Genomic DNA, 14,361 nt, shown 5'->3' with positions numbered 1-14,361 from the left:
TCCTAAAGCGTGGAGGGATGGAAGCGGTCGATGCCGAGATCGCTGATTCGCGTCTGGGTGCCGCCGTTGACGATCAGCTCCGCCATCACGGCGCCGGCACCGGGGCCGAGCTGAAAACCGTGCAGCGAGAAGCCGAACTGGTGATAGAGCCCCTTGTGGCGGCTGCTCGGCCCGAACACGGGGATGTCGTCCTTCATCTTGGCCTCGATGCCGGCCCAGGCGCGGACGATCGTGGCGCTGCGCATCACCGGGAACAGCTCGAACACGGTGCGGGCGCTGATCGCGAGGCTCTTCCAGTCCAGCACCGTCTCGTTGCGGTCCTGATAGGGGGTGGCCAGATGGCCGCCGCCGATCAGCACGGTGCCGTTCTTGAATTGCTTGAAGGAAAGCTTTCGCCCGCGCAGGATCACGACAGGATCGATGAAGTGCGGCACGCGCGAGGTGATCATCAGCATCGGCGCCACGGTCTCGACCGGCACCGGCTCACCGAGATCAGCGGCGATCTTGCCGGCCCAGGCGCCGGCCGCATTGACGAGCACCGGCGCGGCAAAGGTTTCAGTGCCGACGTCGACGTACCAGAGGCCGTCGCTGTAGCGGATGTTGGAGGCGGCTACGCCCTCGCGCACGATCGCGCCAAGCTGCTGGGCCTTGCGCCGGAACGCCGTCGTCGTCTGCGCGGGGTTGGCTGCGCCGTCCCGGCGCGAGACGACGCCGCCGGGACAGGTCTCCGCCACAGCGGGCACAAGGCGTCGCAGTTCAGCCGCGTCGATCAGCTCTTCATGGGTGAAGCCGAGCGCGTTGAGCTCGGCGACGCGCGCGCGGCAAACGGCAAGCTCCTCCTCGTTTTCCGCGACCAGCACCTGGCCGTAGCTCTCAAAACTGCAATCGTCGTCGAGCAGATCAGCGATCTTTTCCCAGATCCCCATCGAGCGGATCGACAGCGGAATCTCAGGGATGTGCCGCGCGAGCTGGCGGACACCGCCGGCATTGACGCCGGACGCATGCCGGCCGGCATAGTCCTTCTCGATCAGCATCGGCTTCAGACCGGCGAGGCACAGGTGCAGCGTGGTCGAGCATCCGTGGATGCCGCCGCCGACGACGATCGCATCCACGTTTTGGGTCATCCGCGTACCACGGCCTTGATATCCGCTTCGCTCTTCGGAACGGCGGCGAGCTCGGCGAGCGTGATCGGCTTCACCGGCGCGCGCAGCCGGTAATAGCCGATCTCCTGCGGGGTCTTGCCACGCGCCTGCGCCATCAGCTCGGTGACGGTGAGGCCGCAGAGCCGGCCCTGGCACGGGCCCATGCCGGTGCGGCGATAGGCCTTGAGCTGGTTCGGCCCTGTCGCGCCGATCGCAACGGAATCGAGAACGTCCTTTGCGGTGACCTCTTCGCAGCGGCAGACGATGGTGTCGCCCGCGGGAATGCGGAATTGCGGCGCGGGACGGAACAGCGTGTCGAGGAAGACGCGGCCGCGCTCCGCCTTGGCGAGATCGGCACGGAGCGTCGCCATCGCGGGAAGCTTCGCGGCCGCCGCAGGCGCCAATGCCTCCACTGCCGCGCGCGTCGCGATGCGGCCGCGTACGACGGCGGCATTCGCACCACCGATGCCGGCACCGTCGCCGGCGATCGCGATGCCGGCGACCGAAGAGTTACCGCTCGCATCGAGGACGGGCGACCAACACAGCTGCAAATCGTCCCAGCGATGCTCGATGTCGGCCGACATCGCCAGATTGACGTTGGGTACGACACCCTGATGCAGCAACAGCAGATCCGCAGGGATGGTCTCACGCCTGCCGCCGGCGACATAACTCACGCTGGCGAGCTGGCCATCGCCGGCCGCAGAGAGTTCAGAGACGCCGGAGACGACCTGCACCCTGGCCTTCACCTCTCGCATCATCGACAAGCCCTTGGTGAAATAAGGCGAAGTCAGGAAGGCGAAGGCGTGCGGCAGCGCCGCGACATAATTGCCGCGCTCGGTGGTGTCGAGAATGCGGTCGATGCGGCCACCCAGGCGCAAGATCTGCGCGGCCAGCAGCCAGAGCAGCGGCCCCTGCCCCGCGATCACGGTGCGGCCATCCGGCACCAGCGCCGACGATTTCAGCATGGTCTGCGCGGCGCCTGCCGTCATGACGCCCGGCAATGTCCAGCCGGGAATCGGAAACGGCCGCTCCAGCGCGCCGGTCGCGAGAATCACGCGCCTTGCCTTGATGAAGGCCGACGCCCCTCCGATGGACACCGCGATATCGAGGTTGCGATCGAGGCTCCAGACCGTCGCACGGTGGATGACCTCGGCACTGCTCGCGCGGAGCGACTGCACGAGATCGGCACCAACCCAATAGTCCGCGCCGAGCTGATCGCGGTCGGTCACCGGCGTCGACGAGATCGCGCGAAACACCTGGCCGCCGGGACCGATATTCTCGTCGAGCAATAGCGTCGACAGGCCGGCTTCGGCGGACGTCGCCGCCGCCGCGAGCCCCGCGGGCCCGGCGCCGATCACGACGACATCATATTCTTCGCGCTTGGGAGCCACGCTCATCGTCCGATCTCCCGCTTGCCCTTCTGGATTTCAATCTGCATGCCCTCGGCGACTGGCACGAGGCAGCCCTGGCGATTGCCGACGCCATCGATGGTGACGAGGCAGTCGAAGCACACGCCCATCATGCAATAGGGCAGACGCGGCGCGCCGCTCACTGCGGTGGAGCGCCGCGCGTCCTGGCCGGATGCCAGCAGCGCGGCGGAGACGGTGTCGCCCTGGCGCGCCGCGACGGCGACGCCGTCGACGAAGATCTGCACTTGCGGGCGCTTGTCCTGCTCGGATCGTCTGAACATGGGATGCCTCTTGGCTCCTTCAATTATCTCTAATAGCCGCTGTTGTTCGCAGCGCCCGCGCTACCAAAACGGCTGGCGGAGAACGCGCCGACCAGTTCCGGTTCGAGCGCGCCTTGCGCAACCATGCGCGCGATCTCGAAGGCATGGTTGGAGGCCAGCGTCACGCCCGAATGGCAGCAGGCGACGAAGGCGCCAGGATGCGTCTCCGACTGCTCGTAGATCGGAAAGCCGTCCTGCGGCATGACGCGAATGCCGGCCCAGCTCCTGACCACGTTCAGTCGCGCGAGATGCGGAAACATCCGCTGCGCACGATCGGTCATGACAGCGCTGATCGAATGTTTCAGCGCGCGATCGTCGAGCTCATCCTCCTTGCTGTCGCCGATCATCACCGTGCCCTCGTCGGTCTGGCGGATCGTGGTCAGCGGATGCGGCAGGAACGGCATGGTGCGCTCGGTCACGACGATCTGGCCGCGGGTCGGCCCCATCGGCGCGTAGAGGCCGACCATCGGCGCCAGCGTCTGGTTGGCATTGCCGGCGGCAAGCACAATCTTCGCGGCACGCAGCTCACCCTTCGGCGTGGCCAGGCGGAATTCGCCGCCACTCTTGCTGATTGCCGAGACCGGCTGCTCCGGAAAGTAGTCGATGCCGAATGCCTTGAAGCCGGTGTGGAAGGCGCGGAAGGTCCGCAGCGAATTGACATGGCCGTCGAGCGGACAGTAGCTGCCGCCCGAGACTTCGGGACCGATCAGCGGCAGCGACTTCCTGACCTCGGATGCGGACAGCATCTCCATCTTGTAGTCGGCCGCGCCGACCTGGTTATGCATGCGCTTGACCAGTTCGGTGCGCTGGCCGAATTCGTCCTCGCCGAGCGTGAGATGAAAGCCGCCGTTCTGCTGGAGCGCGACGTCGAGCCCGGTCTGTTGCTTCAGTTCGGACGCGAGCCGCCCCCAGGCCTGCGACGCCTGCACGGTCCACACCGTATAGGCGGGCATGCCGAGGCCCTTGCTCTGAACCCAGACCAGCGCAAAATTCGCGCGCGAAGCACGCTTGGTGATGTCGCCTTCGTCGAGCACGGCCACGCTCTTGCCGAGCCGGCCGAGGCCCCAGGCAATGGCGGAGCCGAGCAATCCGCCGCCAACGACGGCGACGTCATAGTCGGACTTTTGTTTAGACGCGTTTTCTTTACGCGAACCGGCGTCCACTTCGCTCGAAAACGCTTTAGACATAGATTCTCCTATCGTCCCGTATCGCCCTTGCCGGCGAGCACACGGTCGAGCCCGTAGAAGCGGTCGAGCAGAATGAGGGCGGTCATGGTCACAGCGATCACGCAGGCCGAGACCGACGTCACCAGCGGATCGATGTTGTCCTGGATATAAAGGAACATGCGCACGGGCAACGTCTCAGTGCCGGGTGCTGCGAGAAAGACGGTCATGGTGAGATCGTCGAACGACTGGATGAAGGCGAGCGCCCAGCCGCTGATGACGCCGGGCAGGATCAGCGGCAACGTCACGCGGCGGAATAGCGTCCAGCCGCCGGCGCCGAGCGAGACCGCGGCCATCTCGACCGTGCGGTCCATGCCGGTTGCCGCCGCCAGCGTCAGCCGCAGCGCGAACGGAAACACGATGATGACGTGCGCGATGATCAGCGCGGCAAAACTGCCGCCGAGGCCCGCCGAGGTGAAAAAGCGCAGGAAGGCGATGCCAAGCACGACATGCGGGATCATCAGCGGCGACAGGAACAGCGCCGCCAGCGCATCGCGTCCGCGGAAACGATAGCGCGCGATCGCGAGCGCCGCCGGCACCGCAAACAGCAGCGCCACGAAGGACGACAGCGCGCCGAGCCCGAGGCTGACCCAGAAGGCATGGATGAACTCGGGATAATTGCCGATCGCCCTGAACCAACGCAGCGAGAAGCCGTTGGTCGGCAGCGACAGGAAACCTTCGGGCGTGAAGGCGACGAGGCAGACCACCAGGATCGGCGCCACCATCACGATGACGAAGATGGTGTGGAAGATCAGGGCCAGCGGGCCGTTCCGTCTCATCGGAACACCTCCGCATAGCGGCGTTCGATCAGCGCGTTGCTGCCGACCACGATCAGCACCAGCGCCACCAGCAGCAGCGTTGCGACCGCCGCTCCCAGCGGCCAGTTCAGCGTGTTGAGGAATTCGTCATAGGCAAGCGTCGCCGCGACCTTCAGCCTGCGGCCGCCGATGATCGCGGGGGTCGCAAAGGCGCTGGCCGAGAGCGAGAACACGATGATCGCGCCCGACAGCACACCCGGCATGATCTGCGGCATGATGATGCGGCGGATAATGGTCACGGGTCCCGCGCCGAGCGACATCGCCGCATTCTCGATCTGTGGATCGAGCCGCTGCAGCGCGGCCCAGACCGACAGCACCATGAACGGCATCATCACATGCGCGAGCGCGACGACCATGCCGGTCTCGGTGAACATGAAGGGAATGGGTGAGCGGATTACACCGAGCATCATCAGCAGCTTGTTGACGAGGCCGTTGTTGCCGCCGAACAGCAGCGCCCAGCCGAGCGTGCGCGCCACCACGGAGATCAGCAGCGGCCCGAGAATGACCAGCAGGAAAAAGCTCTTCCAGCGGCCGCTCATCCGGTTGAGGATGTAGGCTTCGGGCGCGCCGAGCAGAGCGGTGAGCAACGTGGTCAGGATCGCGATGCGAAATGTGCGCCAGAACATCTCGGCGTAATAGGGATCAGTCGCGATCTCCTGCCAGTTCTTCAGAATGAAGACCGGCTCGATGCCCTTATACTGGCCCCAATCGTGGAACGACAGCATCACGGTCATCGCCAGCGGAATCAGCAGCACGCCGACGAACAGCATCAGGGCGGGCGCCGTCAGCGCCCATGGGGCACGCGCACTGCGCTCCTCGGCGGCCGCGCTCATGCGACGCTCCTCGCACGCACGCTCATGTCCTCCGGCCGCCAGGTGAGGCGAACGGCCTCGCCTTCAGCCGGCTGCGGTTGACCGTCATTCTGGCGGATCACGATCGCCGGGCCGCATTCGCTGCCGCACTGGAACAGCCAGTGATTGCCCTGGAAGATGCGCGTGACGATCTTTGCGCTGAGGCCGGCATCGCCGAAACCGATGCGTTCGGGGCGAATGCTGACGGTGACGGGGCCGCTCAAGCCGGCAGGCGCCGGCGCGCTCCAGGAACCGGCCACCAACCGCGCCGGGGTCGCAGTCCGATCGATGGTCCCGGCAAAATCGTTGGTTTTGCCCAGAAACTGCGAGACGAAGGCCGAGGCCGGCTTCTCATAGGTTTCCTGCGGCGTGCCGATCTGCTCGATCTTGCCCTGGCTCATCACCACGATGCGGTCGGACAGCGACATCGCTTCGTTCTGGTCATGCGTGACGAGGATCGTCGTGGTGCCGATGGTGCGCTGGATCTGGCGCAGCTCGATCTGCATCTCCTCGCGTAGCTTGGCATCGAGATTGGACAGCGGCTCGTCGAGCAGCAGCACGCTCGGCTTGATCACCAGCGCGCGCGCCAGCGCGACGCGCTGCTGCTGGCCACCGGACATCCGGCGCGGATGGCGATCCTCATAACCGGCGAGGCCCACCATCGCGAGCGCGGCGCGAACGCGCTCGGCTCGCTCGTTGCGCGGGGCGTTGCGCATCTCGAGGCCGAAGGCGACGTTCTCCGCCGCGGTCATGTGCGGAAACAACGCGTAGCTCTGGAACACGATGCCGAGCCCGCGCTTGGCCGGATGGATCGCGGTCAGGTCCTTGTCCTCGAGCCGGATTGCGCCGCGCGTGGGGTCAAGGAAGCCCGCGATCATCTGCAACGTCGTGGTCTTGCCGCAGCCGGAGGGGCCAAGGAAGGAGATGAACTCCCCCTTGCCGACCGCCAGACTGAAGTCATCGACCACGGTCTGCGCGCCGAACTGTTTGGCGACCCGATCGAGCTCGAGATAGGCCATGAGCTGTCTCCGCTGCGAACGATCAGATCAGCGCTCGACCTCGCGGTTCCAGCGCTTGGTCCACTCCTCACGCTTCTCGTTGATGGTGGTCCAGTCCGGATTATAGAGTTTTGCCGCGCGCTCGCCGATCGGGGCCATCTTGCCGAGCTCCGGCGGCACCACCAGCGATTTCAGCACCGGGCCGTAGCCATAGTCCTTCAGCATCACGAGCTGGATTTTTGGATCGAGCAGCTTCTTCACGAAGCTCGATGCCAGCGGCGAGGCGTTGGGCTTCGCGATCGGACAAGCCGTCGTCAGCAGCGTTGCCGCGCCTTCCTTCGGGTACACGAAATCGACGGGGAAGCCGGTATTGGCAAAGCTCTGCACGCGGCCGGTGCCCCACACCGCGATCACGGCCTGGCCGGACTGGAACAGCTCGGTCATCTTGCCCGGCGACGGCTCATAGGCGAGCACGTTCGGATTGATCTGCTCCTTGAAGATCTTGAAGCCCGAGTCCACGTTGGACTCGCCGCCGCCATTCATCTTCGACAACATCACCAGCGCTTCGAGGCCATAGGTGTTGTTGATCGGCGGAATGACCAGCTGCTTGGCGTATTTCGTGTCCTTCAGGTCATTCCACGAGGTCGGCGGCGCCCAGCCTTTCTCGGCGAACACCTTGGTGTTGTACATCAGGCCGGTGGCGACGATGCCGATCGCGACGGCGCGATCATCCTTGAAGCGCGCGGTGTCGTAGAGATCGGCCGCCGGCAGGCCGTCGAGCTTGCCGCAGAAGCCGAGCTGGATCGCCTGGTACATCGGACCGTCATCGACGATGGCGACGTCGATCTGCTGATTGCCCTTCTGGGCCTGAAGTTTTGCCAACGTGTCGGTGGAGTTGCCGGCGACATACTCGACCTTGACGCCGTTCTCCTTCTCGAAGGTCGGGATCACCTCGTCCCGGATCGTCTTCTCGAACGAGCCGCCATAGCCGGCGACATAGAGCGTCTTTTGCTGGGCCGAAGCCGGGGCGGCAATGAGCGCCGCGATGCTGGCCGCAGTCAGAAGGCTGAGAGTCTTCATGTGGTCCGATCTCCAATACCGGGATGAGGTGACGTGCCGACAAGTCCCACTAGCCAAAGCGCCTTCCGCATTTCCTTCCGCACCGATCCCGCCCTCAAGCAGGGCTCCGGCCCCTGCTTCGCGGATTTGGTGCGATTTGGAGGTTTGAACCCCTCCAATCTGCCGAAAAAGCGGGCTGTCTCCAGCTCTGATGAAAAAGATCGCAAACCCCGGCTTCCATCGTCCAATGAATAATGGCACCCTCTGCATGCTTAAATGTTATGAATGGAAATCGGGATGGCGCGGATCAATTCGCGGCAGGTGGAGGCCTTCCGGGCAACGATGCTGACCGGCAGCGTCACCGAGGCGGCGGCGCTGATGACGGTGACGCAACCGGCGGTCAGCCGCTTGCTGCGCGACCTCCAGGCGCTGCTGAAAATGGAGCTGTTCGAGCGGCGCGGCACCGGCCTGGTGCCGACCGCCGCAGCAATGGCGCTCTATACCGAGGTGGAGCGGTCCTTCGTCGGCCTCGAACGCATCACCGCCGCAGCCGAGGAAATCCGCGGCCGCCGCACCGGCTCGCTGCGGATTGCAGCACTGCCGGCGCTGTCGAACGGTTATCTGCCGCGGCTGACGGGTCACTTCCTGAAGGAACGGCCAAATCTCAACCTTGCGTTCTTCGGCGTGATCTCGCCGATCGTGGTCGACTGGGTGCTGAACAACCAATGCGACGTCGGCTTTGCCGAGGTGCCGATCGCGCATTCCGGCCTGCCAACCATGAAATTGCCCGCGCCGGCCCGCGTCGCGGTGCTGCCGACGGGTCACCGCCTCGCGGAGAAGGAAGTCCTGGAGCCGCGCGACTTCGAAGGCGAGACGTTCATCTCGCTGTCCGCGGGATCGTCGAGCCGGCATCTCGTCGACCAGCTCTTCCACCGCCACGATGTTCGCCGCGTGCTGCGCGTGGAGACCGCGCTATCCGAGATCATGTGCGGCATGGTGTCGTCGGGGCTCGGGGTTGCGATCTGCGATCCCTTCACGGCGCAGGAGTTCTCCACCCGGGGCGTCGTGGTGCGTCGCTTCCTGCCGCGCATCGATTTTGAGTTCTCCGCGGTCTTTCCTGCCCAGCGCAGCCCTTCTCCGGTCGCGCTCGATCTGGTCGAGACCATGCGCAAATCGCTCGTCGACTTCGAGGGCTAGCCGTTGAATGCCGCCTGCGCCTCCGGCAAGTCCCAGATCTTGCCGATCGCGGCGGTGCCCGCCGCCGTGATCGCGGCCTCATCAGCGCCGAGATAGCGGCCCGCATCGACCAGCATGCGGCCGTCGACCATGACCTGATCGATGTTGGCGCGGTTGGCGAGCGCGATCAGTGCGCGGCGCGGATCGAACAGCGGCTGAAGATGCGGATGGGTGAGATCGACGACGGTGAGATCGGCGGTGGCGCCTGGCTCGATGCGGCCGAGGTCCGGTCGCTTGATGACGTCGGCGGCCACCGCCGTATTCGCCTCGATCAGTTCCGGCGAGTTCGCGACATCGGCGCGCTGCGAGGTCACCTTTGAGATCAGCGACGCCGCATTGAGCTCGCCGAGCAGGTCCATGTTGTAGCCGTCGGTGCCGACCACGGTGCGCACGCCGTGCTCCGCGAAGCGGCTGAACGCCGCGGTCACGCCGGCGCGCGCGAAGACGCGCGGGCAATTGAGGACAGTCATGCCGCGCGCGGCCATCAGCTTCAGATCATCGTCGCTGCTGAACATGCAGTGCGCCGCCATCAGATCGGGCGCGAGCAGGCCGAGCCAGTCCAGATATTCCGCCGGCGTGCGGCCGCCATAGCGCTTGCCGATGGTCTCGACCTCGGCGCGGCTCTGCGCCATGTGCGTCGTGATGGGAACCCCGAGCTCGCGCGCCCGCGTGGCGCAGGCCTTCAGCAGATCGGGGCCGCAGGTGTCGGTGGCGTGCGGGCTCATGGCGAGGCTGATGCGGCCGTCGCCGCGATCGTTCCAGCGCTGATAGAGCGCATCCCATGTCGCCATGTCGGCAGCGCCGTCGTCACCGGAATAGCGGACTACGCCGTCGGCACCTGCTTTCGCGTCGGACGTAGAAAACAGATACGGCGCGCCGTAGAAGCGAATGCCCATCTCCTCCGCGGCGTCGAACATCTCGGGGATCGAATTGCGGAACGGCTCCATCACCGTGGTGGCGCCGCCCTTGAGGAGCTGGAGGATACCGAGCCGCGCGACCGCCAGTCGCTCCTCGGCCGATAGAATCTCGGCGCCGCGCTTGGTCAGTGGCAGCAGCACCGTATAGACGATGCTCTGGTTGTTCTTGCGGCCGTTGCCGTCCTCGCTATGGCTGCGCGCCACGGCTTCGGAGAAGCAGTGGTTGTGCAGATTGAGCAGGCCCGGCAGGACGAAGCGGCCGGGACGGTCGTAGACGTGATCCGCGCTCGGCCTGTCACGTGTGATCGCGGCAATCTTTTTGCCTTCGATCAGGACCCAATGGTCGCGCAGCACACCCTGCGCGCCGTCCTTGCGTGACAGCACATAGCTGCCGAAAATTGCCGTGGTGCTCATGCGGGGCGTACGTTCCAGAAGACGGCGGTGCCGTCGAGAATGCCGGTGATGTCTTTGCGATAGGCGGTCGGCTGCTTGTACAGGCCGATCGGAATATAGGGGATTTCGTCGAAGGCGACTGCCTGGATCTCGCGGCAGATGCGCCGCTGCTCCGCGAGCTCGGACGCCGCCAGCCACTGGCTGCGCAAGGGTCCCATCTTCTCGCTCGCATACCAGCCGGCGACCTTGCCTTCGCCGCGGATGTTGGTGTTGCCGGCCGGGTTGAGCCAGTCGATGCCCTGCCAGTTACCGACCGCCGCGCTCCAGCCGCCCTGCCCGATCGGATCCTTCTTCAACTGGCGCTGCAAGACGACGGCGAAGTCGAGCCCGGCATATTCGACATTCATGCCGGCCTTGCGCAAACTATCGACCGCGATCTCGCCGAGCGGCTTCTGTGCCAGCGAGTTGGTGGGGACCAGTACCACGATCTTCTCGCCATTGTAGCCGGCGGCCTTCAGGTCGGCCCTGACCTTGTCGTAGTTGCGCGGGCCGCGGAACACGTCGAGGCCAACGTCGCTCGCCATCGGCGTATCAGGTGCGAAGAAGCCGATCGGCGAGACCTGGAACGCCGGATCGGTGCCGGCGACGGCCGTCATGAAGGCGGACTGGTCGATGGCGCCGAGCAAGGCACGGCGGACGGCCGGATTATCGAACGGCGGCTGCAAATGATTGAGGCGCAGCATGCAGGCGTAGCCTCTGGGATCGAGGATGCGCGTCTCGATGTCGCCCGCGGCCTTGATGATCGGCAGCAGATCGTGCGGCGTGGTCTCCTGCCAGTCCTGCTCGCCGGTCTGGAGCGCGGCAACACCGGTGCCGGCATCGGGCGTGGTGGTCCAGACCACGCGGTCGTAATGCACGATCTTGGGACCCGCCGTCCAATCCGGCTTGCCGTCGGTGCGCGACTGATAGCGCTCGAATTTGGCGTAGGCGTTGCGGGCGCCCTGCACGCGCTCGTCGGCGAGATAACGGAACGGACCGCTGCCGATGACGTCGGTCAACGGCTTGAACGGGTCCTGGCTCGCCAGCCGCTCCGGCATCATGAAGCAGGGATTGATCGCGGCCTTGCCCAGCGCCTGCGGCAGCAGCGGAAACGGACGCTTGAGGCGAAAGCGGATGGTGCGATCGTCCGCCGCCGACAATTCGGCAGTCGCCTCCATCAGCTCGCCGCCAAAACCGTCGCGCGCCGCCCAGCGGCGAATGCTGGCGACGCAATCGCGGGCAAGCACGCGCTCGCCGTCGTGCCAGAACAAGCCGTCACGCAAGCTGAGGTCCCACTGCAGCTGGTCGCCCGAGATCGCATGGCCCGACAGCATCTGCGGCGAGACCTGGAGCGAGGAGCTCATGCCATAGAGCGTGTCGTAGACCATGAAGCCATGGTTTCGCGACACCTGCGCGGTCGAGTAGATCGGATCGACAAAGGCGAGATCGATCACGGGAATGAAGCGCAGCGTGCTCTGGGATTCGGCACGGACGATGCCCGGCAACGAAAGCGCCGGCACGGCTGCGGCGGCCTTGAGGAGCGAACGGCGAGAGATGGGCATTCCAAGAAGCTCCAGAGATCTTACGTATTCAACAACACCGCGCCGATCGCAGCCGCGACCGCCTGCTGCGCCGGTTCGATCACGGGCACGCCGATCGCTTCCGCAATCGCCGCGCGATGCGAGGCCATGCCGGCGCAGCCCATCACCACGACATCGGCGCGATAGTGCGTGACCAGCGCACGACCAGCGTCGATCAACCGGCCGCGGATATCCGCGCCTGCGGTTTCCGCCGCGCTTGCACCGACCGACCAGCTTCCGGCATAGCGGCTGTCGACGCCCATCACCCGCGCCATGCGCTGCTGGCGGCGGATGCTCGATGGCGACAGCGCAATGACGCCATAACGTTCGCCCAGCATCAGCGCTCGAAAGATCCCGCATTCGGCGATGCCCAGCACCGGACGGCCGCCGGCCGCCTCGCGCACCGCATGCAGGCCGGGATCGCTGAAGCAGGCGAGCACGAAGGCATCCGCATCGTCGCGCGTGACGCGGTTGACCAGCGGCATCACGACGCTGTCAGAATCGCGCTGCGAGCTGATGCTTGGCGGTCCCTCGGCAAGCCCGACGACCTCGATGTCGGGCCCGCCGGCGATGCGCAGCGGCGCCACCGCCTCGTCGATCGCCGCCGTGACCGACGCCGACGAGTTGGGGTTGATGACGAGGATGCGGCGACGGGTCATGGCACTCCTCAACGGTTGGCGGCCTCGTGGCGCAGGAAGTTCTCAGCGATCTTCTCGCCGGTGGTGATCCAGACGTCCGGGCACGATTTTGCGTAGGTCAGGAACTCGCGCAGCAGGCGCAGCCGCATCGGACGGCCGCTGCATTGCGGATGCAGCACGGTCGTCACCATCGCACCCCAGTCCCTGGTTTCGTCGAGCTCGTCCTTCCAGATCGAGAGCACGTGCTCCTTGGGGAAGATCGAGCGCGGGCTGAAGCGCGCCGACAGACCATGCATCCAGTCATCATAGCTCGCCGTCACCGGCAGCTCGATCGTACCGGGCTTGCCGTCGGCGAGGCGATGCCGATAGGGCCGCACGTCGTCGCGGAACGAGGACGTGTAGACGATGCCGTGACGCACGAGTGCTGCGCGCAGCTCCTCGGTGAATTCGCCGTATGGCGCCCGATAGCCGGTCGGCTTGACGCCGAGCCGACGCTTCAGCGCTTCGAAGCCGCGCTCCAGCTCCTCCTCGATCCAGGGATCGCCGGGATCCGGCAGGAGATGATGATAGCCGTGATGGCCGATCTCGTGGCCGGCCTTGAGGATCGACTCCGCCATCGCCGGATGCGCATCGACCGACCAGCCCGTGACGAAGAACGTCGCCTTGAGATCGAGCTGATCGAGCAGCTCCAGCAGCTTTGGCGTGCCGACGCGCGCCTCGTAGCCGCCATAGCTCATGGTGATGAGCCGCTGGGCGTGCACGGCGTCCTTGCTGGTCCACGCGCTTTCCGCGTCGACGTCGAAGGACAGGAACATCGCCGATGTGTACGGCTTCGGCCAGGGATATTCCGGTGCGGGATCCGCGGTGTTGGCTGGGGTGAGCGGAATGCTCTGGAGGGCCTTACTGTCCAGCATTGATGGTCGCCTTTTCGAGTGCGTTGTCTGTCAGTTTCCACTTGGCAAGCAGGGTCTTGTAGGTGCCGTCGGCGATCAGCGCGTCGACCGCCTCCAGCATTGCCTGCTGAAGTGCCTTTTCCTTGACCGGCAGCGCAATGCCGGTGAACTGCGTTGCGAAGGGATCGCCGACCGGGGCATAGGTGCCCGGCTCGAGATCCATCACATAGGGCAGCGTCTCGTTGCCCTGCACGGCGGCGTCGATGCGGCCCTGCCTGAGCTGCGTGCGCGCATCTGCCGAGCCATCCGTGCCGACGAACTGGATCGGGTTGCTGCCGCAGTTCTTCTGGCTCCACTTGTCGATCTCGGCCGGAAACATGGTCCGGCGGCTGGCGCCGACCTTCTTTCCGCACAGTGCAGCCATGTCCTTGAACTCGGACGCACGGGACTGCTGCACGAAGAATTTTGGGCCGCTACGCAAATAGTCGACGAAGGAGGCAATGTCGTGCCGGCTCGCATAGTCGGTGAAGCCGGACAGGATGGCGTCCACCCGACCCGTCGAAATCGACGGCATGAACTCGGCAAAGCTGGTTTCGGTCCATTCGATCTTGACGCCGAGCTTGCGCCCGAGCGCCTCGCCGAGATCGATGTCGAAGCCCGACAGCGCGTTGGTCGCGGGATCGCGGAACTCCATCGGCGGATAGTTCGGCACCAGCGCCACCTTGAGGCTGCCGCGCTTGGCGATTTCAGGCGGCAGCTCGATCGCCCAAGCCTTAGTACCAAGCGCCGAGACGCTCATGGCACCGAAAAGCGCCGCCGCAACAAAAAGTCTTTTCATCAATACG

General features: G+C 65.4%; 14 protein-coding genes. 1 reads left to right on the top strand and 13 read right to left on the bottom strand.

Annotation, left to right across the window (positions count from 1 at the left end; translation table 11 throughout):
- Positions 1 to 2: 2 nt before the first annotated feature.
- From QA645_RS08670 to QA645_RS08635, 8 genes are read right to left on the bottom strand one after another with little or no spacing between them, the layout of a single operon-like run.
- The gene (locus tag QA645_RS08670) at positions 3 to 1,124 is read right to left on the bottom strand and encodes an FAD-dependent oxidoreductase (protein WP_283049602.1); all 1,122 of its coding nucleotides are present in this window, start codon (positions 1,122 to 1,124) and stop codon (positions 3 to 5) included.
- Positions 1,121 to 2,539 (bottom strand): FAD-dependent oxidoreductase, encoded by a 1,419-nt coding sequence (locus tag QA645_RS08665; RefSeq protein ID WP_283049600.1) that lies wholly within the window; start codon positions 2,537 to 2,539, stop codon positions 1,121 to 1,123. The genes QA645_RS08670 and QA645_RS08665 overlap by 4 nt, the downstream gene beginning before the upstream one ends.
- Complete coding sequence (locus QA645_RS08660) at positions 2,536 to 2,832, bottom strand: (2Fe-2S)-binding protein (RefSeq protein WP_018641635.1); 297 nt, start codon at positions 2,830 to 2,832, stop codon at positions 2,536 to 2,538. The genes QA645_RS08665 and QA645_RS08660 overlap by 4 nt, the downstream gene beginning before the upstream one ends.
- A 29-nt stretch (positions 2,833 to 2,861) precedes the next feature.
- Positions 2,862 to 4,058, bottom strand: coding sequence for an FAD-dependent oxidoreductase (locus QA645_RS08655; protein WP_283049597.1), 1,197 nt, complete (start codon positions 4,056 to 4,058; stop codon positions 2,862 to 2,864).
- Positions 4,059 to 4,066: 8 nt separating this feature from the next.
- A complete protein-coding gene (locus tag QA645_RS08650; protein ID WP_254133939.1) occupies positions 4,067 to 4,873 on the bottom strand; it encodes an ABC transporter permease in 807 nt (268 codons plus the stop codon).
- Positions 4,870 to 5,745 (bottom strand): ABC transporter permease, encoded by an 876-nt coding sequence (locus QA645_RS08645; protein WP_283049594.1) that lies wholly within the window; start codon positions 5,743 to 5,745, stop codon positions 4,870 to 4,872. Before QA645_RS08645 ends, QA645_RS08650 begins: the two co-directional genes overlap by 4 nt.
- Positions 5,742 to 6,782 carry an ABC transporter ATP-binding protein gene (locus QA645_RS08640; RefSeq protein ID WP_283049593.1) on the bottom strand — a complete coding sequence of 347 codons (1,041 nt, stop codon included), beginning with the start codon at positions 6,780 to 6,782 and terminating at the stop codon, positions 5,742 to 5,744. Before QA645_RS08640 ends, QA645_RS08645 begins: the two co-directional genes overlap by 4 nt.
- 27 nt (positions 6,783 to 6,809) lie before the next feature.
- Positions 6,810 to 7,841, bottom strand: coding sequence for an ABC transporter substrate-binding protein (locus QA645_RS08635; protein ID WP_283049591.1), 1,032 nt, complete (start codon positions 7,839 to 7,841; stop codon positions 6,810 to 6,812).
- A 276-nt stretch (positions 7,842 to 8,117) separates the two neighbouring features.
- Here QA645_RS08635 and QA645_RS08630 point away from each other — a divergent pair, with 276 nt between their 5' ends.
- Positions 8,118 to 9,017, top strand: a complete 900-nt coding sequence (locus QA645_RS08630) for a LysR substrate-binding domain-containing protein (protein ID WP_254195272.1) — start codon at positions 8,118 to 8,120, stop codon at positions 9,015 to 9,017.
- On the opposite strand, the gene QA645_RS08625 is transcribed toward QA645_RS08630, so the two are convergent.
- From QA645_RS08625 to QA645_RS08605, 5 genes are read right to left on the bottom strand one after another with little or no spacing between them, the layout of a single operon-like run.
- Complete coding sequence (locus tag QA645_RS08625; protein WP_283049589.1) at positions 9,014 to 10,387, bottom strand: amidohydrolase family protein; 1,374 nt, start codon at positions 10,385 to 10,387, stop codon at positions 9,014 to 9,016. The genes QA645_RS08630 and QA645_RS08625 overlap by 4 nt on opposite strands.
- Positions 10,384 to 11,967 carry an ABC transporter substrate-binding protein gene (locus QA645_RS08620; protein WP_283049588.1) on the bottom strand — a complete coding sequence of 528 codons (1,584 nt, stop codon included), beginning with the start codon at positions 11,965 to 11,967 and terminating at the stop codon, positions 10,384 to 10,386. Before QA645_RS08620 ends, QA645_RS08625 begins: the two co-directional genes overlap by 4 nt.
- Before the next feature lie 20 nt (positions 11,968 to 11,987).
- The gene (locus QA645_RS08615) at positions 11,988 to 12,644 is read right to left on the bottom strand and encodes an aspartate/glutamate racemase family protein (RefSeq protein ID WP_283049587.1); all 657 of its coding nucleotides are present in this window, start codon (positions 12,642 to 12,644) and stop codon (positions 11,988 to 11,990) included.
- Between the two features lie 8 nt (positions 12,645 to 12,652).
- Positions 12,653 to 13,537, bottom strand: a complete 885-nt coding sequence (locus QA645_RS08610) for a polysaccharide deacetylase (RefSeq protein ID WP_283049585.1) — start codon at positions 13,535 to 13,537, stop codon at positions 12,653 to 12,655.
- Complete coding sequence (locus QA645_RS08605; protein ID WP_283049584.1) at positions 13,524 to 14,354, bottom strand: ABC transporter substrate-binding protein; 831 nt, start codon at positions 14,352 to 14,354, stop codon at positions 13,524 to 13,526. The genes QA645_RS08610 and QA645_RS08605 overlap by 14 nt, the downstream gene beginning before the upstream one ends.
- Between the last annotated feature and the right edge of the window lie 7 nt (positions 14,355 to 14,361).

Source organism: Bradyrhizobium sp. CIAT3101 (genome assembly GCF_029714945.1).
Lineage (GTDB): Bacteria > Pseudomonadota > Alphaproteobacteria > Rhizobiales > Xanthobacteraceae > Bradyrhizobium.
Note: the sequence above shows the minus strand (reverse complement) of the source record. Positions and strands in the feature narration are given on the sequence as shown.